Below are 20,243 nucleotides of genomic sequence, written 5' to 3'. Positions count from 1 at the left end.
TATCTACTATGACAGAAAAAGAAAAATTTGAAAGAATGCTCCAGAAAGCCCAGCTTGTTGACCAAAATGTTCAGATAAACTTTGTCCTTCTTGACCTTACACCAAGATGGATGAAGTGTAGGAGAACCAAAAGGTTGGTTTTTCAGTTCCATAAGCTCGGAGAAGAAGAGGGGCTTACCGCCTGTGGCATAAGGCTTGAAAAGTATCAGGTTTTGCCAGAAAGGCAGGAAAACCTTGTGATAACTCAGGTTAATATGATGTTGGGTGGTCTTGGACTTCTTGTGTTTTTTGACCTATGTCCTAAGTGCTTTGGGAATATAAACAGATGTAATCCTTTAGAAGAGGGGGCGTAAGCCCCCTTTAGTTTACTTTACAGACATTACCCACTGTGCGAGTTGTTTTGCCTCTGCGTCAGAGACGTTTTGAGGTGGCATAGGAACAGAACCCCAAACACCAGAACCACCCTTCTTAATCTTGCCTGCCAAGTAATCTACAGCGTCCGCCCTGCCTGCATACTTCTTAGCTACGTCCGCAAAAGCAGGTCCTACCTTCTTTGCCTTGAGGTCGTGGCATGCCATACAGCCTTTTTGTTTTGCGAGCTGTTCACTGGCAAAGGACGCTCCTGCGAGACCTATCACCACCGCCAAAGTTAAGGCTACTCTCTTCATGCTAACACCTCCTTACTTGAAGTTCTCTTAAGGTATTATAATACATAAAAAGGATGAAAATAAGATGAAAATAGGTGTCTTTGATTCAGGTGTTGGTGGGCTTACTGTCCTAAAGGCTCTTAGAGATAAGTATCCAGAGATTGACTTTGTTTACCTTGGAGATACCGCAAGGGTGCCCTACGGCAACAAATCCGCACAAACGGTTATAAGATACAGCTTAGAGGGTGCAGAGTTTTTGCTTTCTGAAGGCGTGGAGATGATTATAATTGCCTGCAATACCGCAAGCTCCTATGCTTTGGATGTTCTGCGAGAGAATTTCTCAATTCCAGTTTTTGGAGTTATAGAGCCGGGGGTCAAGCATGCACTTGATACTACAAAAAATAGAAGGGTTGGAGTTATAGGAACAAAGGCTACTGTGTCAAGTGATGCCTATGGTAGGCTTTTGAGGTCTAAGGGTATTGAGGTTTTTCAAAAGGCTTGCCCTCTCTTTGTCCCTTTGGTGGAAGAAGGAATCCTCAATGGCGATATAGCCCAAAGGGTAGTGGAATACTACCTTACGGAGCTAAAGGATAAAGATATAGATACTCTTATACTTGCCTGCACTCACTATCCACTGCTCAGAACAGTTATAGAAAAGTTCATGGGTGAATCTGTCAAAGTGATAGATTCTGCGGAAAGCACCGCACTTGAGATAATGCCCTTTGTGGAAAGGTCTGGCTTCTCAAGCCTTAGCCTATACTTTACCGACCACTCACCAAGTCTTAATTTCCTCATAGAGCTTATCTTGGGTGAACCTATAGACTACAAGCTCCTCACTCTGCCTTGCAAGGTTTAACTGCTCAAGAAAGTCTCCCCTTACGCTTTCAAAGAAGGCTTTAACCCTTTTGTCCCTGTAATCTCCATAGGTCCAATACAGCGGTCTAAAGTGACCATATACAAAGAGATATTCCATTTCTCCATACACCCCCTTTCCTAAATAAAGCCTGCCACCTCTTTTTTTGGAAGATGCAAGCACAAGATGGCTTTCATCCACATAACCTGGGTCTATGTTGAGCCTTCTTTTAGAGTCCAGAGCATATTTTCTCTCCATATTCATAGCCCAAAGTTTGAAGTCCACAAGCTCCTCTTTTTTCATAAAGCCCTTAAGAGTTAGAAATCTCTTGAAGAGTCTCTCTCCCATCTCCTTGCCATAGTATCTTTGCAAGCCTTCAAAGTAAAAGCTCTGAGAAACTCTCTCCACTTTAAGGTTTAAAAGGAAGTCTTCCAACAATTCTTCTTCCCTGTATAGTATAGCCATTACGGGTTTTGCAAGCTCCATAGCTTTGCTATCTTATAACTTCTATTAACTCTCGCTTGGTCTTTTTGAGTGCTACCGCACCTTCCAAAAATAGGTTGTATGCAAGTATTATCTTATCGTCCACCATATAGCCTCTACGGTTATTTTGAAAGGTCTTCCTTATCCTTTGAAGTTCTTCTTTAGCCCTATCTGGGTTTAGTTTCCTGTATTTTGCTAACTTCTCAAGCAACAGCTCCCAAAAGTCCTCCCTTTTGACCATCTCCAAGAAGTTTTCTACTGGCACACCTATCTGTGGTGGTTCTAAGTTAAGCTCTTTGAGAACTTCCTTGATTATATTAGCCCTTATATGACCTATTCCCTTTATGCCTGCAATGCTTGAATATTCTGGTTTTATGCCATACTTCAAAGCGTGAGCTATCTGAAGCAATTCAATACTTGAAAACCTATAAAATCCATGTCTGTTTATCCCTATAAGGGTTCTCAGAAGATGCAGAGCATCTGTGCCAAGGTAAGAAAACTCACCAGGTGGGTTTTTTATGTTGGGATACCTTACAGTCAAACCTTCCACATAGAAAAGAAGTTGGTCTGTGTTGTCTTCAAAACATTCCTCTCCGCAAGGCAAAAGCATGCCTCTTATTACCTTTAAGTCTTCTAAAAAGCTCTCTATGGACTTAAGAAAGCTGTAAAGTCCGTCAAACTTTTTCATATGTAAAAGGGGTCTTATGGTGCTTATTGGGTCAAGGCTTAGTCCTCTTCTTCTAAGAAACTCCTCAAAGCTAAGGGGTGGTATACCGGTTCTTATACAAAATAGTCCCTTTTGACTGGGGCTATAGCCTTCCAAATAGCCATGAGTTCTCAGAAACTTTTCAATCCTGCTTATCCTTTCCCTGCTAACCTTTTTGAAAGAGTAGGTGTTCTTTAGATAGTCTTCGTAATTTTCACCTTCATACATGTGGGCGAGTAATAGGAAAAAGCTCAAGGCAGTATCTCCAGAATCTTCCATTACTGCGGTGGTAAAGGGTTTTTCAAGGGCGGTATCAAGCTCCCTTTGAAGGTCCTTATCTCTTGCACCATAAACCAAGAGGTTTGAATAGCCTTCTTCCCTTATTCCGAGCCTCCCAGCCCTTCCTTCCATTTGGAGTATGTCAAGACTGTCAGGTATGCTCTTTAGCCTTCCGTCCCTTCTGAAAAACTTGGTTAGAATAATGACTCTGTCCGCAGGAAGGTTTACACCGTAAGCAAGGGTTTGGGTAGCTATAAGGGTCTGAAGCTCTCCTCTTCTAAAAGCCTTCTCTATTTCCTCTCTTTCCTCCTTTGGTATGTCCGCATTATGGAAAGCTATCTCTGGCTCTCTTTCCTCCTCAACTTCAAAGGGTAGAGTCTGGTTCATTATGCCTATTTTTTCTTCCTTTGCCAACTCAAGCACCTTCCAGCCCAAGCTCTTTTTAGGGACAAAGAGTATAACCTGCTCTCCCTGTTTTCTTAGGGAAAATAGGGCGGACAGAAGCCTTCCAGCTGTAAGATCTTCACCCTCCAGCCCTTTCCTTATGGGCTTGAACTGGGTAAGACTTATCACCTCTCTGTAGAGTGGGACAGGTCTCCATGCACTTTCTATGACAACACTTGCACCTATCCACTCAGATAGTTCTTCCAAGCCTGAAAGTGTTGCAGAAAGACATAGCATAGGCAAGCGTTTTCTTTTGCAGGCGGTTATTATCTCTTCTAACATCCACCTTTTACTAATTTGATGGACTTCGTCTATTACGACCGCTTCCACCTCTTGTAGCCACTCCGCAGAGTTTCTATAGGCATAAGCAAGGTGTTCATATGTGCTAACAACCAGCTTTGCCCTCACATCTTTGTAGCTTTCCAACACGCTATCACCAGTTCTCAACTCTACACTTTTCCCATAGTAGGTCCTAAACTCCACTGCTTTTTCCTTAACAAGTGCCTTCGTAGGTGCAGTATATACTACCCTTCCCTCAAAGTTTTTCATGAAAAGGTATGCTATAAGGCTTTTGCCAGAGGAAGTGGGGGAAGCTACAAGGGCATTGCCACCCTTGTAGAGCCTATGAAAGAGGGTCTGAAGAGGGTTCAAGAGAGGATAGGGTATCTTTGGGTCTACCTCAACCGCTCTTAAGAGTTCTTCAGACTTTACCTCATTGTCTTGGTTTGTAAAATACAGGAGCTCTCCAGAAGGTGGATTAACACTATATAAACTCTCTTTGAGAAGATAGGCGGTCAGAGCTTCTGCCATATCTTTTCCATTCTTTTGAGTTCCTTATCAAAAAGGAAGTCAAGCTCTGGAAGTCTCCTTATCTTAAGGCTCTTTGCAAGTTGAGCCCTTATATAGGAGCTGGCGTGCTTGAGGGCGGATTCTGCTTCCTTTTCCTTACCTTCCTGAAGGGTGGTGAAGTAGACATTTGCCCTCCTCATATCTTGTGAAAGCTCTACATGAGTTATCACCACATCCGCAAGCCTTGGGTCTTTCAGCTCTCGTGGTATAAGGTTCGCTATCTCCTCCATAAGCAATTTTTCTAATCTTGCCCTTTTTATATCCATCTATGATATAATAAACTATTACCTCGTTCCTGCCCTAAAGCAGGGACCATTAAAAGCCCAGGAGGTAAAGATGGCAAGAAGGTATTATAAGACAGTAAGGAACTACGAGAGCGTTTTGGTTTTCAAACCCACTCTCACGGAGGATGAGGTTCAAAGAAGGCTTCAGGAAATGAAAGACTTCATCCAAAAGAAGGGTGGAGAGGTCTTAAACACGACAGACTGGGGCACAAAACAGCTTGCATACCCTATACAAGGCTTTAACCACGGCAGATACTTCATACTACACATAAGGTCTGAACAGCCACAGCTTCCCAACGAGCTTGATTTTTACTGCAAGATAAGTGAAGATATAATACGTTGGTTAAACATACAGGTAAAGACTCAAGAAGGAGAGAAGGTTGCTCAATAGGGTTATTATCATAGGAAGGTTAGTAAGAGACCCAGTTATGAGGTATAGCTCCTCGGGCAATCAGATGGTGGAGTTTCCCATTGCATACAACAGGAGATACATGGTAGGTGAGGTGTGGAAAGAAGAAAGTCATTTTTTTGAGGTCAAGGCTTACGGTAAACTTGCGGAAAGCCTCGTAAGTCGTGTATCAAAGGGCTACACGGTGGTGATAGAAGGTAGGCTTACTCAGGACAGATGGACGGATAGAGAGGGTAAAGCACAGAGCAAGATAAGAATTGTGGCTGAAAGTGTAAGGATAATAAACAAACCTAAGATAGAAGAACCTATAGAAGAGTTGCCGCTTAGAGAGGAAGATATACCCGAGGAAAACATGGAAAAACCCTTTAGTTCAGAAGATGATGAAATACCCTTTTAAGGAGGTTTTATGATGGATATGATCAAAAGGTCAGCAAAGAAGAGCTGTCCCTTCTGTGATGCGAAAAAAGACCCAAGCTATAAAAACTACGAAGAGCTAAGAAGGTTTCTCACAGAAAGGGGCAAGATAATAGGCAGAAGGCAAACAGGTGTATGTGCAAAGCATCAGAGAATGCTTGCCAGAGAGATAAAGAGGGCAAGACAGCTTGCTCTACTGCCATATCTTGTAGCATGAGGAGGTAAGGCATGAAAGTGGTGCTTATAAAGGACCTTGAGGGTTATGGAGTCTTTGGAGATGTTATAAGTGTTAAGGATGGTTTTGCCAGAAACTATCTTATACCCAGAGGAATAGCCCTCCCAGCTACGGAGGGAAACCTAAACCATGTGAATAACATCCTCTCACAGAGGGCAAGAAAGCTCCAAAGGGAAAAGGAAAAGGCACAAGCTCTTGCGAAGAAACTGGAAGGTCTTATGTTGGAAATTGTCAGACAGGTGGGTGAAAAAGGAAAACTCTTTGGTTCTGTCACCTCCCAAGACATAGCTCAAGCCCTACAGGAAAAGGGTTTTGATGTAGACAGGAAAAAGGTTATGCTCAAGAATCCCATAAGGGATGTGGGTATATACACAGTCACCCTAAAGCTCCACCCAGAAGTCAGTGTGGACATAAAGGTAGATGTAAAACCGGCGGAATAGACTATATTTATAAGAACTATGAAAGAAATAACCTTTGAGAGAGAAAGAGCAAGGTCCTTTGGTTTTCTTCTGTGGCTCACCATATTGCTACTTGGTGGGCTTCTTGGAACCATCAAGTTTGACAACACCTTTTGGTATAAGTCCGCAACGCTCGCTTATGCTTTGTCTTCTGTAGTTTATGTTAGCACCCTTTTTCTTAGAGACAGGTTGGTGCAGAATGTGGCAACTCTTAGCCTTTCACTGGGTCTTGCTCTGAACCTTGCAGGTATGGTAAGAAGGACCATTCAAACCTATGAGCTTGGTGTGCCCCATCCACCATGGAGCAATCTTTTTGAGGCACTTACCTTTTGGAGTTTTGTGGTAGGTTTTATATATCTTTTTCTTGAAAGAAAGTATGGTATAAGGCTACTTGGTGCGGTAGTAGTTCCTGCGGTTTTTGGGCTGTCCGCCTTTGCCATCTTCTACGCCTCCAAAGACATAGTTCCACTTATGCCGGCTTTGAGGAGCTACTGGCTCTATCTACATGTAGTTACCGCTTTTACAGGCTACGCGGGCTTTACAGTGGGCTTTGGCGGTGCGGTTCTGTATCTTTTGAAAGACAAATACCCAAGACTTCCCCTACCATCAAGGGAAGTTCTCGATGAGATAACCTACAAGTCCATAGTTATTGTTTTCCCCATATGGACCGCCTCTATAATACTGGGTGCTGCATGGGCAAACGAGGCCTGGGGTGGATACTGGAGTTGGGACCCCAAGGAGGTGTGGTCTCTTATAGTGTGGCTCTTCTTTGGAGCTTATCTGCACGCAAGGCAGATGCTGGGCTGGAAAGGAAAAAGAACCGCTTGGATGGTAGTTTTTGGCTTTATAACGGTGCTAATATGCTTCTTTGCGGTAAATCTCTTCTTTCCAGGGCTTCACAGTTACGCAACTGATTAAGAAACAAACTTCTCAGCCTCAAGCCTTGCTTCTTCCAGTATTTTCTTTATATTCTCTGGTGAGGTTCCCAAAACCTTTGCCACTTTGTTTACGGTTTGCTCATCTCTGTTGTCTTCCAAAAGGTCTATAAGAGAGAGTATGAACCCAAGAAGGCTCAACCTGTTTTCGTAGGCTTCAACTATTTCTCTGTCAAGGAGCAAAGCTCTTGCTATATCCTCTGGCTTCTGCCCTAGTATCTCCCACGATAGAGAAAACAAGCCCATTAAGTAAGCCTTATCCTTCATATCTTTTGAGTTTATCTCCGCAATCTTCTCACCGAGACTTGCCCTGAAAAGGGCTTTCCTCCAAAGTTCCTTTTCTTTTTCCTCTACGAACATATCAGAAAGGGCGAGCACTATTGTAAACTTGGCAATGTTTTCAAGTCCAAGGTAGACAACTGCATCTTCCACATTACTGAACTCTCTCGCCTTTGGGAAATAGGCTGAGTTTACAAACTTAAGTAACTTGTATGTTACACCCACATCCTTCTCTATAACCTCAATAACTTTCTTTATATCTTTGGATTTTATAGCGTTATATATCTGCAGTATAGTTGATTTAAGAAAGGATATGGTTCTCGTATCCTTAACCAATGCAGGTCTTGAGAGATAAATTCCCTGAAAATATTCAAAGCCAAGCTCATAAGCCTTTTCATAATCCTGCTTGGTTTCTATATTCTTAACTATTATGCCTCTTTTTAGGTTTTTTAATATGCTTATCACCTCTCTCAATTCTTCCTCTTTGTAGGGATTATTCCTTATATCTATCTTAACAAAGTGGCATTTATTGAGAAGTGGCAAGTAGTCTATTTTTTCAAAGCCAAAATCATCTATGCAGAATTTAAAGCCCCGCTTTATAAGAATATCAATAGCTTCAAAGAGTGTGTTGCTTAGTCTTTTGTTTTCAACAAGCTCTATACCCACATACTGGGGAGAGAGTAGGTCAAACATGGAAGCCTCAAGAAATATAGCTGGCACGTTCACAAAAACTAACTTACCATTTCCCACCTTCTGAGGTCCTATTTCAGTAAGCACATCTATAGCTATACTTGTAGCCTTAAGGGGGTCAAAATCCTTTGGGTATGCACCGGTGCTTCTATCTTGAAGAAAGACCTCGTAAAAGGCTATCTTTCCCTCTCTGTTGTATATTGCTTGTTTACATACCACGTTCATGCATTTATATTATAATAGGTTATCCAAAAGGTTCTGCAAATTACCACCTTTTAGCCTTTGAAGGTAGTTTACCACATACTTGCCTATTATGTCTACCTCCACGTTTACCATATCTCCTACTTTTCTAAACCTTAGGTTGGTATTTTGATAGGTATGCGGTATCACATTTATGTATATAAACCGTCTCTCAACTTTGTTTATTGTAAGGCTTATGCCGTCTATACCTACAGAGCCCTTTTCTACGAAATACATTTCATAACCAGGTTTTATTTCAACAATTAAAGACCAGTGTTCTCCAGTTCTTTGCAGTTTAACTATGGGAGATGTAAAGTCCACATGCCCCTGCAGGATGTGTCCTCCGAGCCTGTCAGAGGGTCTAAGAGCCCTTTCCAAGTTTACATAATCTCCTCTTTTTAAAAACCTCAGATTGCTCCTGCTTAGCGTTTCTTCAGATAGGTCAAACTCCAAAATATTGCGGTCAATCTTTACCACTGTAAGACATACGCCGTTGACCGCTATACTCTCTCCAACCACCACATCCTCAAAGCCTGCATCTAAAACAAGCCTTCCTCCCCTTAGAGCTTCTACCCTACCCACTCTCTCCACAAGACCCGTAAACATCAGAAAAGCACCTCCTCCGCAGGCAAAACTGGACCCTCGTAGCAAACCCTTTTGTAGCCTTCAGGAGTTTTCACCACACATCCAAGACACACGCCCCATCCGCATGCCATCCTACTTTCAAGGGAGAAATACATTTTATGCTTAGTGTTTAAATTCTTCAAAGCCCTCAGCATGCCCTTTGGTCCGCAGGCATGGACAATCCAAGAGCTGTCAAAGTCCTTTAGCACTTCCGTTATAAGACCCTTCCTGCCCTTGCTTCCATCCTCTGTGTAGAGTATGTATTCAAAGCCCTCTTCCTTTAGCCACTCTTCCATACCCAAATGCTCCTCAGACCTGCCCGCATAAACAAAGACAACCTTTTTGCCCTTTGCTCTAAGCTCCTTGCCCCATAGGCTAAGCCCTGCAAGCCCCACACCACCACCAAGAAGTAGATGCTTTTCGCCCTCCTCAGAAAAAAGCCCTTTACCAAGAGGACCAAGGGTCCAAATCGCTTCTCCCTCCTTTATTTTAGACAACAGCCTTGTTCCTCTTCCCAAGAGGTCGTAGAAGATAAGGATATTTTCACCTCTTACATCCGCCACTGCAAAAGCTCTTCTTCCCATAGGGTCAAGGCTATTAGAAACCCTAAGCATCACAAACTGCCCAGCTTTAACGGACTTTGCGATTTCTGGTGCATGGAGCTTAAGAAGAAACAGTCTTCCCCTTACATTGCGATTTTCCACCACCTTGCAAAGCAAATCCTTCATCCTTTGCCACTCCTTAGGAGATTATCTCCGAGAAGGTTAAAGGCTATGACAAGGAGAAAGAGTGCAATACCTGGAGAGAGTATCCATGGGTGTGCTACCACGAGGTTTACATTTCTTGCATCAGAAAGCATGTTGCCCCAGCTGGGAAAAGGTTCTTGAATGCCCAAACCCAGAAAGCTCAAAGAGGCTTCTGCCAAGATGTATCCTGGGAAAGAAAGGGTTGCGGAAACTATAAGGTAGTAGTAAGCGTTTGGCAAGATGTGGACCCTTAGTATTCTGAGCGTCCCTGCACCGTAAGTCTTTGCGGATTGGACAAACTCCTTCTCCCTTATGGAGAGAACCATACCCCTTACAACCCTCGCAAGCCCAGCCCATCCAAGAAAGGAAAGGATAAAAATAACCATCAGAAAAACCTGAAAGCTCTCCATAGTGAGAGGGAAAACAGACCTAAGGGAGAGCATAAGGTAAAAGGTAGGTATTGCCAAAAGCACCTCAACTAGCCTCATTATGAGGGTGTCCACTTTCCCGCCGAAGTATCCAGAAACGCCACCTATTAGACTGCCAAGAAGGAAGGTTATGCTTACGCCCACAAGACCTATTGTCAAGGAAACTCTTGAGCCGTATACAAGCCTACTGAAAATGTCTCTACCCAGCTTGTCCGTACCTAAGAGGTATATATGGCATGGCTCTTCCACAGAGAGGAGCTTGTATCCGTATTCTGTTTTTCTGAAAAATTTGAGCCTGCAGGAAACACTTTTGTCCTCTTCGTATACCTTAAAAAGGGGGTCTGTCATCCTGTAGGGGTGCGCGTAAGGGAAGGCAAGACTTCCATCTTTGAATAGGTGTATCCTTGTGGGAGGATGGAAGGGTGCGGTTCTGTTTTGGAGGTAGTAAGGATAGGGTGCAAGAAAGTCTGCAAAGAGTGCAAGAAAGAGGAAAAAGCCTATTATGGTTAGAGGAAAGGTAAGCCTCACAGTTTGAATAGTATAAAATATTTACACCATGAGCGTGCTGGTCTTTGTAAGTATGACACCCTTGGGTAAAGGAGAAAGCGTCAGCGAGTATGTGGCAAGGGTTGTGGACATAGTAGACAGGTCTGGACTGTCCTATGTACTTACTCCTATGGGGACCATAATAGAGGGAGAAACATGGGATGAGGTCATGTCTGTTTTGAAAGAGGGCTTTGAAGCCCTAAAAAAAGACTGTCCTCGCATATCCGTAACTATGAAGATAGACTACAGGGAAGGAAAGTCTGGAAGAATTTTCAGCAAGGTAAAATCTGTAGAGGAAAAAATTGGAAGGGAAATAAAGAAGGCGACATAAAGTGGCGATAAAAAAGCTTACAAAGGAAGACCTAACCTACGGATACGCTTACACTTACTCCACAAAAGATGTGGAGCCTGCTGAGCTTTTTCCTGGGCAGGAAAGAGTAAAGTCCGCCTTTGACCTTGCACTAAGCATAGAATCCGAAGGTTATAACCTTTATGTCTCGGGTCCTGAAAGCATAGGAAGAACCATATACACTCTCAAGAGGCTCAAAGAATCCGCAAGGTTAAAAAAGAAGCCTGAGGACATATGCTATGTAAACAACTTTGATAATCCGCTTAGACCAAGGTATCTATTACTACCTGCGGGTATGGGTAAGGCATTGGCTAATGACATAGACTGGGCTATAGATGCTCTAAAGGAGGAACTTCCTAAGTCTTTTGAAAGCAAAGAGTATGAAGAGGAATTGACAAACATAAGAAAAAACATAGAGAGCAAAAAAGAAGAGTTAGCTCAAAAGCTTGTAGATGAAGCTCAGTCTCACGGTCTTGGTGTTATCTTCACTCCCGCAGGTATAAAGCTACTACCTCTTGTGGGTAGAAGGATAGTTTCTGAAGAGGAACTCTATGCTAATCCAAGACTTCAGGAAAGTTATGAAAGAAATCTTTCGGAGTTTGAAGAGAGGTTTAGAGACTTTATAAGAGAGTTGAGGGAATTGGATCACACCCTTTCAGACCAAGTGTTAGAACTCAGAAACAGGGTAGCCAGCTATGTGGTAGATAAGGTTTTTTCAAGGTTTGAAGGTAGATACATGGAGTATGAAGGTGTATATGAATACATAAGCAAGCTAAAGATTGAACTTGCGAAAAATTCAGACCTTTTCCTCTCCTGGCATACTTCAAAGGGAAACCTCGCTTTTCAGAAGATGTTGGAAAAGTCTTTTAATGCCTTTAGAGTAAATGTCCTTGTAGATAACTCGAGCCGTGAAGGGGCTCCTGTTATCTTTGAAGAGGTTCCTACCTTTCAGAACCTTTTTGGAAGAGTTTTTTATTCTGCGGAGATGGGTGTTCTCTATGCGGACCACATGAGTATATCCGCAGGAAGCCTTCACAAAGCAAGAGGTGGCTACCTTGTGCTGAGAGCTATTGACCTTCTAAGAAACCCCTTTCTTTGGGATGCCTTTAAAAAGGTGCTTATGCACAAAAAGATACACATGCCTCTCCATCCTTTAGAGGACACGCTAATGCCTCTTGTAGGCATAAGCCCAGAACCCTTACCTGCAGAATTTAAAGTGGTTCTTATAGGCGACCCTTATCTTTACTATTTACTTTATAACTATGACCCAGAGTTTGGAAGACTCTTTAAAATAAAGGCGGACTTTGACCCAGTGGTGGATATCAGAGAAGACCTTGTTGAAGCATTTCCAAGAATATTCAGGAAAATAGTGGAAGAGGAAGGTCTTAGACACCTTTCTGCGGATGCTCTTTCAGAGCTTTTCAGGTATGGAGTGGAACTCTCCGGCAGTAGAAGAAAGTTCAACATGGTTATGGGACATCTTGTGGATGTGGTAAGGGAGGCACAGTCTTTTGCAAAAGAAGGGGAATTTATAGAAGGAAAGCATGTGAGGGAGGCAATAAGGGAAAAACTTTTTAGGTCAAACCTACTTGAAGAAAAGATAAGGAAAGCTATAGGTGAGGGTAAGCTTATCCTCCGTATTGAAGGAGAGGAGATAGGACAGGTGAATGGGCTGAGCGTTCTTGACCTTGGAGATTACAGTTTTGGAAAGCCCAGTAGAATAACAGCCTCGGTCTATGTAGGGGAAAGGGGAATAGTAAACATAGAAAGGGAAGTAGAACTAAGCGGACCTATACATTCAAAGGGTGTGCTTATACTTAGCGGATACCTCGGTCGGAAATACGGAAGGGAAATACCGCTCCATCTTTCCTGCACTCTTACCTTTGAGCAGAGCTACGATGAAGTGGAGGGTGACAGTGCGTCCATGGCTGAGCTTATTGCCATACTCTCTGCCCTCTCTGAAGTTCCTATAAAGCAGTATATAGCCATAACAGGTTCTGTTGACCAGTTGGGAAACGCCCAGCCCGTTGGCGGTATAAAGGAGAAGGTTGAAGGCTTTTACAGGGTATGCAAGATGTTTGGGCTAAAGGGTGTTGAAGGAGTAATAGTCCCTAAAAGAAATTACGATAATCTCCTTCTTGACGATGAAGTTCTTGATGCTGTTGAAAGGGGAGAGTTTCACATATACACGGTGGATACTGTTGACGATGCTGTGGAAATACTAACGGATATGAGTGCGGAAAAGTTTCATAAACTCGTTATGAAAAAACTGAGAGAATTTTTCAAAAGAGCAACCCAGATAGGAAGGAAAAGAGGTGTATAATTAAAGCATGCAAGGAAGACCTCTTTTACCCAATGAGCTTGAGCTTTTCAAAAAAGCCCTTGGCATAGGACCTCACAACTTCTGGAGATGGTCATCAAGGACGAGAAACTTCAAACTTCTCACCGACGGAAGGGTGGTGTGGGTTGAAGGAACGGAAGAAAACATAGGAAAATCCATGCCCGTCCACGAAGCTACTTGGTGGAGCTGGGAGCTTATAAGGGAAAAGCTAAAAGATATGGGTTAAAATAAAAAACTCATGGGAAAGTTAGCTTATGTTTTTCCGGGACAAGGTTCTCAATATGTGGGTATGGGGTATGACTTTTACAGGGAGTTTTCTGAGTCTGCAGATGTCTTTCATAGTGCGGAGACCGCCCTTAGATACAACCTTACAGATATCATCTTTAAAGGACCCGAGGAGGAACTAAACAGAACTGTAAACACCCAACCTGCCATACTTACCACAAGCCTTGCCATATACGCAGCTATGAAGGCAAGTGGTTTTCCAGAGCCAGACTTTGTGGCTGGACACTCGCTTGGAGAATATACCGCACTTGCGGTAGCGGGTGGTGTGGAGCTTTTTGAGGCAGTAAGGCTTGCAAACCTCAGGGGTAAATACATGCAGGAAGCAGTTCCAGAGGGCTTGGGTGCCATGTCTGCGGTTTTAAAGCTACCACCTGAGAAGGTAGAAGAAGCCTGCAGGCTTGCACAAGAGTACGGTGTGGTAGAACCCGCCAACTACAACTCTCCGGAGCAGACAGTGATATCTGGAGAGAAAAATGCGGTAGAGAAGGCAGGTGAAATTGCCAAACAGATGGGTGGTAAGGTAATACCTCTAAAGGTTTCTGTGCCTTCACATTGCTCCTTGATGAAGCCTGCAGCGGACGCCTTTAGGCTTAAGCTCGCACAAACTCCTATAAAGAACATAAACATACCAATAGTCCAAAACTATACCGCAAAGGCTCACACAATGGCACCTGAAATAAGAGAAAACCTATACAGGCAGATATTCTCACCAGTAAGGTGGTTTCAAAGCGTGCTTTATATGGTAGAGCAGGGGGTGGACACCTTTGTGGAAATAGGTCCTAAAAATGTTCTGTCTAAGCTAATTCAACAGACGGTGCGGAATGTAAGGGTTTTTAACGTGGAAAAGGTGGAGGATTTAGAGAAGGTTTTCAAGGCTATATGAACTATGGCATGACAAACTACGGAAGAAACTATCTTAGAGAAGGAGACGAGCTTTTGATAACTAACTACCCTCTTGAAGAATTTTTCAAAGACTTAAAAACACAGCACCATATTTCTCAAAAAGTGGCAAAATATTACGCATGATAGAGCAGTATATAGAAAAGGCTAAGACTCTGCAGTCCGCTCTCCCCTACATAAGGGAGTTTTATGGAAAGACCTTTGTGATAAAGTATGGTGGTTCCGCCATGACGGAAGAGAGCCTAAGAGAAAGTTTTGCGAGGGATGTGGTGCTTCTGAGGTATGTGGGTATAAGGGTTGTGGTGGTTCATGGGGGTGGTCCTCAGATAAGTCAGACCCTTGAGAGGTTTGGGGTAAAACCTCATTTTGTCGGCGGAATGAGAAGGACTGACGAAGATACCATTCATATAGTTGAAATGGTTTTATCCGGTGATATAAACAAGGACATAGTGGCGCTTATAAACATGCATAGCGGTCAGAATATATACGCGGTGGGTCTCTCTGGTAGGGATGGGCAACTTATAAGGGCTAAGAAATTGGATAAGGAAAAATACTTCACAGAGCTTGGTCTTGAAGTGCCAGAGGAAGATATAGGCTTTGTGGGTGAAGTGGAAAGTGTAAACACAGAGCTACTCCATGCACTTATGGAGAAGGGTTATATACCAGTTATAGCTCCTATAGGTGTAGGTGAAAGGGGAGAGGCTTACAACATAAATGCGGACTTGGTGGCTTCAGAGGTTGCAAAAGCACTCAAGGCGGAAAAGCTAATTTTTCTAACAGACACAGAAGGTGTAAAGGACGCTCAAGGGAAACTCATACCAACGCTTAACAAGGACAAAGTTTACGAACTCATACAGCAAGGTGTTATAAAGGGAGGCATGCTACCAAAGATAAAGAGTGCTATAAAGGCACTGCAATCTGGCGTTAGGAAAGTCCACATAATTGATGGTAGAGTCCCTCATTCCATACTTTTAGAGGTCTTCACTCAAGAAGGCATAGGGACGGAGATAGTGGAATAAGCATATAAACACATTCATATGTTTTATTGAAAAATAACAAACTTTAATGGAAATATGAAAAAGTTAGTGTTATGCTTTAGACAATAATCCAGTTGGGAGGTTATGAGATGAGAAAGCTCTATTTTTTACTGCTAAGTTTTAGCGGTATTGCACTGTCCGCACCTGTTTTTATGGACGGAGAGTATGCAAAGGCACTGTGTGAAGCGTGGAATAAAACGCCACAGCTTTCTGAGCAATTGGGAAAAAGTGAAAGCTGGGTCGCAGTTCCTGAAAGGAAGCTATTCCTTTATAGGGAAGACTGCGGGGATGCCAAGCAAATACAACTCACAATAAAAAATGAAGGAGGTAAGGCGGCTTGCGTTTACGGAGGACCTGCAAAGGATAAAAGGGGCAAGGACGACTTTCTTATGTATGCGGAAACCAAAAGATGGTTAGAGATGGGGAAAAAAGAGTATGGACCTATGAAGGCGATGATGTTGGGAAGGCTCAAGTTTGAAGGACCAAAGGGTGTTGCCATGAAAAACATGGGACCCTTTGAAGCCTTTCTTGATATTGTGGATAATCCACCACACGATGCAGGTAGGTGTCCCTAAAGCAGAACCTTCTCAAGGGTGAGACCCTTAGCCTTTGCGGTGTAAGGGCACTTGCCCTTTCCACTTAAGAACTCTTCTATATCTTTTGGCTCAAGTTTTCCGAGTCCTACATAGACAAGACTTCCCACAATTCTTCTAACCATATACCTAAGAAAGTTTCTCGCTTTTATCCTAAACTCTATAAGGTCTCCGTTTCGTATTAGACTTACTTCTTGAATGTGTATGCGAGTTTCCTTTTCCTCTTCAAGTTTAGAAAAGGCGGAAAAGTCATGAAGTCCTTGAAAGAGACCAACTGTGGACACCATCCTTTCAAAGTCAAGTTTGTAAGGAATTCTCCAGCAGAAGGGTTCAAGAAAAGGGTCTCTCGCATGCGTGTTTAGAATTCTATACAGGTAAACCTTACCCTTTACATGATAACGAGCATTAAAGCCCTCCTGTATCCATACCCTTTTTATGCCTATGTCCTCCGGTAGTAGTGAATTTAAAGCCTTTAGAAGGGTTTCCGTGTCAAAAACCCTCTCCGCTGGAAAATTAGCCACATACTCTATGGCATGCACGCCAGCGTCGGTCCTACAACAGCCTGTTAGTTTGATTGGGTGCTGGAATATCTTCTCCAAGACTTCTTTTAACACTCCTTGGACAGTCCTCAAGTTAGGTTGAACCTGCCATCCATGAAAGTTTGTCCCTACAAAGGAAAGGAGCAGAACATAGTTGGGCATAAGATAGGATTATAAATAGCTTGAAAGACTTTCTATAAGCCTTTTTTCCAATTCCATAAAATGCTTCTCTTCCTCTTCTCCAAGCTCATGGTCATAGCCCAACAGATGCACAAAGCCGTGCACCAAAAGCCTTTTTATCTCTTCTTCAAGGCTATGCCCTAACTCTTTTGCTTGCCTTTTAGCAGTGTCTATAGATATGACTATCTCGCCAAGAAGTTTGTATCCGCCCACCTGCTCATTGTATATAAAAGAAAGGACATCCGTAGCCTTGTCCTTGCCTCTAAAGTTTTTGTTTAGAAGCCTTATATTCTCGTCATCCGTTAGGTATACACTTAGCTCTATACCTTCTAAGCCTTGACTATCTAACAACTTACTAACTATATCCCTAATCCATCTAATCCTAACCTTTCCCTTCTCCTTCCTTACTAAAACCTTGTTCTTCTTTTGCTCTTTCAAACTCTTCATAGGCTTTTATTATCCTTGCAACTATAGGGTGTCTGACCACATCCTCCTCTTTAAACCATACAAAGCTAATACCCTCTATGCCCTGCAAAACCTTTATGGCTTCTACTAAACCCGATTGCTCTCTCTTAGGAAGGTCTATCTGTGTTATATCACCTGTTATAACTACTTTTGAGCCAAAACCTATACGAGTGAGAAACATCTTCATCTGCTCTTTTGTAGAGTTCTGTGCTTCGTCCAATATTATGAAGGCATCGTTAAGCGTTCTTCCTCTCATAAAGGCAAGAGGTGCTATTTCTATTATGTTCCTCTCAAGCATATAGCTTACCTTATCATAGTCCACCATGTCATAGAGGGCGTCATAAAGGGGTCTAAGGTATGGGTCTACCTTTTCCGCTATGCCACCGGGTAGAAAGCCCAGCTTTTCTCCAGCCTCTACCGCAGGTCTGGTAAGTATTATTTTGTTAACCTTGTTTGCCTTTAAGTGTGCCAATGCCATCGCCATGGCGAGATAGGTCTTGCCTGTCCCTGCTGGACCAATTCCAAAGACTATGTCGTTATTTTTTATAGCGTCCACATATATGCTTTGCGTATGTGTTTTTGGTAGTATGGCTTTTTTCCTGTGGGTTATGAGTATTATCTCTTCTTTTGGAACTTCTTCCCTTTCAAGCCTTAGCTGGACGTAATTTTTTGCTCTCTCTTTTACCTCTTGAGGAGTTAAGGTGGATGTTCTGAGTTCCTTTATTATGTCCCTTAGGAACTCGTATACTGCCCGGACTCTGTCTTCTTCACCTCTTATTAGTATCTCTGTCCCCCTTGCAGATATCTTTACATCAAAAAGTTGTGAAAAATACTTAAGGTTTTCATCCCCCCTGCCTACAATAGCATAGAACTTCTCATCAAAACTTCCGAGGTCAAGCCTTTCTTCTACTCTTTCCGTCATTGCAATATGCTTTATATTGTTTATTAAATATAGGTCCTTTCTCTCCAAAATCAAGTCTGAGCTATATCATTTTTGGGTTGACAGGACACTTTCTTGTCTGTATTTTCTTATATAAACGCCTATCGCATGGACTAAAACCGCCTGCTGGGGCAGTCCATGTGTAAAAAGGCGGGATACAAATACCCCAGCCCAGTCAGCCTTATCATGGCTGTCTGGAAGAGGAAAGGGAAATGGGCTACGCAATAAGGAGCGTTATACTGCTCGGAGTTTTAACTGGTCTTTTTTTGTTTGTAGGCAATCTAATAGGTGGTAAGACTGGAATGACCATAGCCCTCCTGCTGGCAGGAATTATGAATTTTATCGCCTACTGGTTTTCTGACAAGATAGTGCTTGCTATGTATGGTGCGAAAGAGATACCTTACGAAGAAGCCCCATGGCTGCACAGGATGGTGGAAGAGCTCGCCCAGAGGGCAAACATACCAAAGCCTAAAGTATACCTTGTTCCGATGGAACAGCCCAACGCCTTTGCTACAGGAAGAGGACCTTCTAACGGTGCAGTGGCAGTCACTTCTGGTATACTCAGGCTCTTGAACGAGAGGGAGCTAAGAGGTGTGCTAGCTCATGAGATTGGACACATAAAGAACAGAGATGTGTTAGTTGCCACTATGGCAGCAACCATAGCGGGTGCCATATCTTACCTTGTAAACATGCTACAATGGGCTCTCATATTCGGACACTCCAGAGACGGCGAGAATAACAACAATCCCCTTTCCCTTATAGCAAGCATAGCCATGATAATCATAACACCCATAATAGCTACCATTATCCAAATGGCTATATCTCGTTCAAGGGAATATATGGCGGACGAAACTGGTGCAAGGATCTCTGGAGACCCTCTTGCCCTCGCCAGTGCTCTTGAGAAGATACACAACTATGTGCATCAAATCCCAGCAGAAGTCAACCAAGGAACCGCTCACCTTTTTATAGAGAATCCTCTCTCTGGTCAAGGTATATGGGAGCTTTTCTCCACACACCCATCCACAGAGAAGAGAATTGCAAGGCTCAAGGAGCTTGCAAGGCAGATGGGAGTCTTTGTATACTAAGATAACACGTGCTTTTCTGGAATTACGCAGAGGAACTCCCCCTCTGCAACCTTCTCTTTTCCCCTTTTAACCTCCACAAAAACCCATCGCTTTTTACCCTCCGTCTTTATGAGCCTTCCCTCCGCTATAAGCTCATCTCCTACCACCACTGGCTTTAAAAACTTTATACTTGCCTGTGCCAACACCACTGTTGGCTCGTTTACCGTTGCCATGGCACAAAAGTCCGCAAGAGAAAAGATAAAGCCTCCATGCACAAGACCCTTCTCATCCGCCACCATCCTACTGTCTGTCTTCAGCTTAAGCACCGCAGAGCCTTCAGAAAGTTCAATAATCTCACCGCTAAGGCTTTTGTCAATCTTTAAGTGAGTCTTTAACTGCATGGACAAACTCCTCCATTTTTTTATGGTCTTTTATACCAGGGCTTATCTCTATACCAGAAGAGACATCAACCCCAAAGGGTTTCACAGCTTTTATAGCTTCCCTCACGCTTTCAGAATTCAAGCCACCTGCGAGAATTACCCTAAAGCCTCTTTCCACAAGCTCCTTTGCAGTGCTCCAATCAGACCTTTTGCCACTTCCACCGTAGGATTCTGAACAAGCATCAAGAAGCACCGCATGTGCTTTTTTCCACTCCTCTTGGACCTTGAGCCCTGGACAACTCCTAAAGGCTTTTATGACCCTTTCTATGCCAATCTCCATGGTAAAGTCTATGCTCTCCTCTCCGTGAAGTTGAATAAGGTCAAAGCCCATCTCTAAAGCCTCCTTTGCCTCCTCCAGGGTAGGATTTACCATAACTGCCACACTTTTAGGACCCTTTACAGCCTCAAGAAGTTTCACAGCCCTACCCATCTCCACATACCTTGGACTTTTGGGATAGAGTATTATGCCTAAGTAATCCACATTTAGGCTCACTGCTTTTTTTATGTCCTCTTCCCTTGTAAAACCGCAGAGTTTTATTTTTACCATGTAAGTGAGGAATA

The 20,243-nt window shown here is 43.1% G+C and carries 29 protein-coding genes; 15 read left to right on the top strand and 14 right to left on the bottom strand.

Features of this window, described 5'->3' with window-relative positions:
• Positions 1 to 8 precede the first annotated feature (8 nt).
• Positions 9 to 353, top strand: a complete 345-nt coding sequence (locus tag G3M65_RS10350) for a hypothetical protein (protein ID WP_173834613.1) — start codon at positions 9 to 11, stop codon at positions 351 to 353.
• A gap of 12 nt (positions 354 to 365) precedes the next feature.
• On the opposite strand, the gene G3M65_RS10345 is transcribed toward G3M65_RS10350, so the two are convergent.
• On the bottom strand, positions 366 to 668 hold the full coding sequence (locus tag G3M65_RS10345; protein WP_173834612.1) for a c-type cytochrome: 303 nt from the start codon (positions 666 to 668) through the stop codon (positions 366 to 368).
• A 64-nt stretch (positions 669 to 732) separates the two neighbouring features.
• Between G3M65_RS10345 and murI the strand changes: the two genes are divergently transcribed.
• Complete coding sequence (gene murI, locus G3M65_RS10340; RefSeq protein WP_173834611.1) at positions 733 to 1,503, top strand: glutamate racemase; 771 nt, start codon at positions 733 to 735, stop codon at positions 1,501 to 1,503.
• Here murI and G3M65_RS10335 read toward each other — a convergent pair.
• The 3 genes from G3M65_RS10335 to rbfA are packed head-to-tail and all read right to left on the bottom strand — an operon-like array spanning position 1,420 to position 4,527.
• Entirely contained in the window at positions 1,420 to 1,986 is a 567-nt protein-coding gene (locus tag G3M65_RS10335) for a DUF4416 family protein (protein ID WP_173834610.1), read from the bottom strand. The two genes, murI and G3M65_RS10335, sit on opposite strands and share 84 nt — an antisense overlap.
• Positions 1,987 to 1,993: 7 nt before the next feature.
• Positions 1,994 to 4,222, bottom strand: a complete 2,229-nt coding sequence (locus G3M65_RS10330; RefSeq protein WP_173834609.1) for a DEAD/DEAH box helicase — start codon at positions 4,220 to 4,222, stop codon at positions 1,994 to 1,996.
• Positions 4,207 to 4,527, bottom strand: coding sequence for a 30S ribosome-binding factor RbfA (rbfA, locus tag G3M65_RS10325; protein WP_173834608.1), 321 nt, complete (start codon positions 4,525 to 4,527; stop codon positions 4,207 to 4,209). Before rbfA ends, G3M65_RS10330 begins: the two co-directional genes overlap by 16 nt.
• A 70-nt stretch (positions 4,528 to 4,597) precedes the next feature.
• Here rbfA and rpsF point away from each other — a divergent pair, with 70 nt between their 5' ends.
• From rpsF to ccsB, 5 genes are read left to right on the top strand one after another with little or no spacing between them, the layout of a single operon-like run.
• Entirely contained in the window at positions 4,598 to 4,936 is a 339-nt protein-coding gene (gene rpsF / locus G3M65_RS10320; protein WP_173834607.1) for a 30S ribosomal protein S6, read from the top strand.
• On the top strand, positions 4,926 to 5,351 hold the full coding sequence (ssb, locus tag G3M65_RS10315; protein ID WP_173834606.1) for a single-stranded DNA-binding protein: 426 nt from the start codon (positions 4,926 to 4,928) through the stop codon (positions 5,349 to 5,351). Before rpsF ends, ssb begins: the two co-directional genes overlap by 11 nt.
• Before the next feature lie 18 nt (positions 5,352 to 5,369).
• On the top strand, positions 5,370 to 5,585 hold the full coding sequence (rpsR, locus tag G3M65_RS10310; protein ID WP_438616896.1) for a 30S ribosomal protein S18: 216 nt from the start codon (positions 5,370 to 5,372) through the stop codon (positions 5,583 to 5,585).
• An 11-nt stretch (positions 5,586 to 5,596) separates the two neighbouring features.
• Positions 5,597 to 6,043 carry a 50S ribosomal protein L9 gene (rplI, locus tag G3M65_RS10305; protein ID WP_173834605.1) on the top strand — a complete coding sequence of 149 codons (447 nt, stop codon included), beginning with the start codon at positions 5,597 to 5,599 and terminating at the stop codon, positions 6,041 to 6,043.
• A gap of 18 nt (positions 6,044 to 6,061) precedes the next feature.
• Positions 6,062 to 6,979, top strand: a complete 918-nt coding sequence (gene ccsB / locus G3M65_RS10300; protein WP_173834604.1) for a c-type cytochrome biogenesis protein CcsB — start codon at positions 6,062 to 6,064, stop codon at positions 6,977 to 6,979.
• Here ccsB and G3M65_RS10295 read toward each other — a convergent pair.
• From G3M65_RS10295 to G3M65_RS10280, 4 genes are read right to left on the bottom strand one after another with little or no spacing between them, the layout of a single operon-like run.
• A complete protein-coding gene (locus tag G3M65_RS10295) occupies positions 6,976 to 8,190 on the bottom strand; it encodes an EAL and HDOD domain-containing protein (RefSeq protein WP_173834603.1) in 1,215 nt (404 codons plus the stop codon). The two genes, ccsB and G3M65_RS10295, sit on opposite strands and share 4 nt — an antisense overlap.
• A gap of 9 nt (positions 8,191 to 8,199) precedes the next feature.
• Positions 8,200 to 8,811: a riboflavin synthase gene (locus G3M65_RS10290; protein WP_173834602.1), complete on the bottom strand. Its 612-nt coding sequence runs from the start codon at positions 8,809 to 8,811 to the stop codon at positions 8,200 to 8,202.
• Positions 8,811 to 9,557 (bottom strand): dihydroorotate dehydrogenase electron transfer subunit, encoded by a 747-nt coding sequence (locus G3M65_RS10285; protein WP_173834601.1) that lies wholly within the window; start codon positions 9,555 to 9,557, stop codon positions 8,811 to 8,813. The genes G3M65_RS10290 and G3M65_RS10285 overlap by 1 nt, the downstream gene beginning before the upstream one ends.
• Entirely contained in the window at positions 9,554 to 10,531 is a 978-nt protein-coding gene (locus tag G3M65_RS10280) for an ABC transporter permease (protein WP_173834600.1), read from the bottom strand. Before G3M65_RS10280 ends, G3M65_RS10285 begins: the two co-directional genes overlap by 4 nt.
• 28 nt (positions 10,532 to 10,559) lie before the next feature.
• Between G3M65_RS10280 and G3M65_RS10275 the strand changes: the two genes are divergently transcribed.
• The 7 genes from G3M65_RS10275 to G3M65_RS10245 all read left to right on the top strand — a co-directional run bounded on the left by G3M65_RS10275 (position 10,560) and on the right by G3M65_RS10245 (position 16,036).
• Positions 10,560 to 10,880, top strand: a complete 321-nt coding sequence (locus G3M65_RS10275; RefSeq protein ID WP_173834599.1) for an MTH1187 family thiamine-binding protein — start codon at positions 10,560 to 10,562, stop codon at positions 10,878 to 10,880.
• Position 10,881: 1 nt separating this feature from the next.
• Positions 10,882 to 13,221, top strand: coding sequence for a Lon protease family protein (locus G3M65_RS10270; RefSeq protein WP_173834598.1), 2,340 nt, complete (start codon positions 10,882 to 10,884; stop codon positions 13,219 to 13,221).
• Between the two features lie 7 nt (positions 13,222 to 13,228).
• Positions 13,229 to 13,465, top strand: a complete 237-nt coding sequence (locus tag G3M65_RS10265) for a hypothetical protein (RefSeq protein ID WP_254426277.1) — start codon at positions 13,229 to 13,231, stop codon at positions 13,463 to 13,465.
• A 12-nt stretch (positions 13,466 to 13,477) separates the two neighbouring features.
• The gene (gene fabD, locus G3M65_RS10260) at positions 13,478 to 14,407 is read left to right on the top strand and encodes an ACP S-malonyltransferase (protein ID WP_173834597.1); all 930 of its coding nucleotides are present in this window, start codon (positions 13,478 to 13,480) and stop codon (positions 14,405 to 14,407) included.
• Positions 14,404 to 14,550, top strand: coding sequence for a hypothetical protein (locus G3M65_RS10255; protein ID WP_173834596.1), 147 nt, complete (start codon positions 14,404 to 14,406; stop codon positions 14,548 to 14,550). The genes fabD and G3M65_RS10255 overlap by 4 nt, the downstream gene beginning before the upstream one ends.
• Entirely contained in the window at positions 14,550 to 15,443 is an 894-nt protein-coding gene (gene argB / locus G3M65_RS10250) for an acetylglutamate kinase (protein WP_217422996.1), read from the top strand. Before G3M65_RS10255 ends, argB begins: the two co-directional genes overlap by 1 nt.
• A gap of 107 nt (positions 15,444 to 15,550) precedes the next feature.
• On the top strand, positions 15,551 to 16,036 hold the full coding sequence (locus G3M65_RS10245; RefSeq protein ID WP_173834594.1) for an SCP2 sterol-binding domain-containing protein: 486 nt from the start codon (positions 15,551 to 15,553) through the stop codon (positions 16,034 to 16,036).
• Here the strand turns inward: G3M65_RS10245 and truA are convergent.
• The 4 genes from truA to G3M65_RS10225 all read right to left on the bottom strand — a co-directional run bounded on the left by truA (position 16,033) and on the right by G3M65_RS10225 (position 18,403).
• Positions 16,033 to 16,755, bottom strand: coding sequence for a tRNA pseudouridine(38-40) synthase TruA (truA, locus tag G3M65_RS10240; protein WP_173834593.1), 723 nt, complete (start codon positions 16,753 to 16,755; stop codon positions 16,033 to 16,035). The genes G3M65_RS10245 and truA overlap by 4 nt on opposite strands.
• 9 nt (positions 16,756 to 16,764) lie before the next feature.
• On the bottom strand, positions 16,765 to 17,220 hold the full coding sequence (ybeY, locus tag G3M65_RS10235) for an rRNA maturation RNase YbeY (protein ID WP_173834592.1): 456 nt from the start codon (positions 17,218 to 17,220) through the stop codon (positions 16,765 to 16,767).
• Positions 17,156 to 18,160, bottom strand: coding sequence for a PhoH family protein (locus G3M65_RS10230; protein ID WP_173834591.1), 1,005 nt, complete (start codon positions 18,158 to 18,160; stop codon positions 17,156 to 17,158). The genes ybeY and G3M65_RS10230 overlap by 65 nt, the downstream gene beginning before the upstream one ends.
• Before the next feature lie 66 nt (positions 18,161 to 18,226).
• Positions 18,227 to 18,403 carry a hypothetical protein gene (locus tag G3M65_RS10225; protein WP_173834590.1) on the bottom strand — a complete coding sequence of 59 codons (177 nt, stop codon included), beginning with the start codon at positions 18,401 to 18,403 and terminating at the stop codon, positions 18,227 to 18,229.
• Between G3M65_RS10225 and htpX the strand changes: the two genes are divergently transcribed.
• The gene (gene htpX / locus G3M65_RS10220; RefSeq protein ID WP_173834589.1) at positions 18,391 to 19,263 is read left to right on the top strand and encodes a zinc metalloprotease HtpX; all 873 of its coding nucleotides are present in this window, start codon (positions 18,391 to 18,393) and stop codon (positions 19,261 to 19,263) included. The genes G3M65_RS10225 and htpX overlap by 13 nt on opposite strands.
• Here the strand turns inward: htpX and G3M65_RS10215 are convergent.
• The gene (locus G3M65_RS10215; protein ID WP_173834588.1) at positions 19,260 to 19,643 is read right to left on the bottom strand and encodes a PaaI family thioesterase; all 384 of its coding nucleotides are present in this window, start codon (positions 19,641 to 19,643) and stop codon (positions 19,260 to 19,262) included. The genes htpX and G3M65_RS10215 overlap by 4 nt on opposite strands.
• Positions 19,615 to 20,229, bottom strand: coding sequence for a phosphoribosylanthranilate isomerase (locus G3M65_RS10210; protein WP_173834587.1), 615 nt, complete (start codon positions 20,227 to 20,229; stop codon positions 19,615 to 19,617). The genes G3M65_RS10215 and G3M65_RS10210 overlap by 29 nt, the downstream gene beginning before the upstream one ends.
• Positions 20,230 to 20,243 lie beyond the last annotated feature (14 nt).

This window comes from Hydrogenobacter sp. T-8 (assembly GCF_011006175.1).
Lineage (GTDB): Bacteria > Aquificota > Aquificia > Aquificales > Aquificaceae > Pampinifervens > Pampinifervens florentissimum.
This window is presented reverse-complemented; position numbering and strand designations above follow the sequence as displayed.

Coding starts and splice junctions, on each gene's coding strand:
- truA (WP_173834593.1), bottom strand. CDS start 16,755: ATGCCCAACTATGTTCTGCTCCTTTCCTTTGTAGGGACAAACTTTCAT.
- rbfA (WP_173834608.1), bottom strand. CDS start 4,527: ATGGATATAAAAAGGGCAAGATTAGAAAAATTGCTTATGGAGGAGATA.
- ccsB (WP_173834604.1), top strand. CDS start 6,062: ATGAAAGAAATAACCTTTGAGAGAGAAAGAGCAAGGTCCTTTGGTTTT.
- rplI (WP_173834605.1), top strand. CDS start 5,597: ATGAAAGTGGTGCTTATAAAGGACCTTGAGGGTTATGGAGTCTTTGGA.
- fabD (WP_173834597.1), top strand. CDS start 13,478: ATGGGAAAGTTAGCTTATGTTTTTCCGGGACAAGGTTCTCAATATGTG.
- rpsR (WP_438616896.1), top strand. CDS start 5,370: ATGATCAAAAGGTCAGCAAAGAAGAGCTGTCCCTTCTGTGATGCGAAA.
- murI (WP_173834611.1), top strand. CDS start 733: ATGAAAATAGGTGTCTTTGATTCAGGTGTTGGTGGGCTTACTGTCCTA.
- G3M65_RS10285 (WP_173834601.1), bottom strand. CDS start 9,557: ATGAAGGATTTGCTTTGCAAGGTGGTGGAAAATCGCAATGTAAGGGGA.
- G3M65_RS10295 (WP_173834603.1), bottom strand. CDS start 8,190: ATGAACGTGGTATGTAAACAAGCAATATACAACAGAGAGGGAAAGATA.
- G3M65_RS10335 (WP_173834610.1), bottom strand. CDS start 1,986: ATGGAGCTTGCAAAACCCGTAATGGCTATACTATACAGGGAAGAAGAA.
- G3M65_RS10345 (WP_173834612.1), bottom strand. CDS start 668: ATGAAGAGAGTAGCCTTAACTTTGGCGGTGGTGATAGGTCTCGCAGGA.
- G3M65_RS10215 (WP_173834588.1), bottom strand. CDS start 19,643: ATGCAGTTAAAGACTCACTTAAAGATTGACAAAAGCCTTAGCGGTGAG.
- G3M65_RS10230 (WP_173834591.1), bottom strand. CDS start 18,160: ATGACGGAAAGAGTAGAAGAAAGGCTTGACCTCGGAAGTTTTGATGAG.
- rpsF (WP_173834607.1), top strand. CDS start 4,598: ATGGCAAGAAGGTATTATAAGACAGTAAGGAACTACGAGAGCGTTTTG.
- htpX (WP_173834589.1), top strand. CDS start 18,391: ATGGGCTACGCAATAAGGAGCGTTATACTGCTCGGAGTTTTAACTGGT.
- G3M65_RS10265 (WP_254426277.1), top strand. CDS start 13,229: ATGCAAGGAAGACCTCTTTTACCCAATGAGCTTGAGCTTTTCAAAAAA.
- G3M65_RS10245 (WP_173834594.1), top strand. CDS start 15,551: ATGAGAAAGCTCTATTTTTTACTGCTAAGTTTTAGCGGTATTGCACTG.
- ybeY (WP_173834592.1), bottom strand. CDS start 17,220: ATGAAGAGTTTGAAAGAGCAAAAGAAGAACAAGGTTTTAGTAAGGAAG.
- G3M65_RS10290 (WP_173834602.1), bottom strand. CDS start 8,811: ATGTTTACGGGTCTTGTGGAGAGAGTGGGTAGGGTAGAAGCTCTAAGG.
- G3M65_RS10350 (WP_173834613.1), top strand. CDS start 9: ATGACAGAAAAAGAAAAATTTGAAAGAATGCTCCAGAAAGCCCAGCTT.
- G3M65_RS10330 (WP_173834609.1), bottom strand. CDS start 4,222: ATGGCAGAAGCTCTGACCGCCTATCTTCTCAAAGAGAGTTTATATAGT.
- G3M65_RS10255 (WP_173834596.1), top strand. CDS start 14,404: ATGAACTATGGCATGACAAACTACGGAAGAAACTATCTTAGAGAAGGA.
- G3M65_RS10210 (WP_173834587.1), bottom strand. CDS start 20,229: ATGGTAAAAATAAAACTCTGCGGTTTTACAAGGGAAGAGGACATAAAA.
- G3M65_RS10275 (WP_173834599.1), top strand. CDS start 10,560: ATGAGCGTGCTGGTCTTTGTAAGTATGACACCCTTGGGTAAAGGAGAA.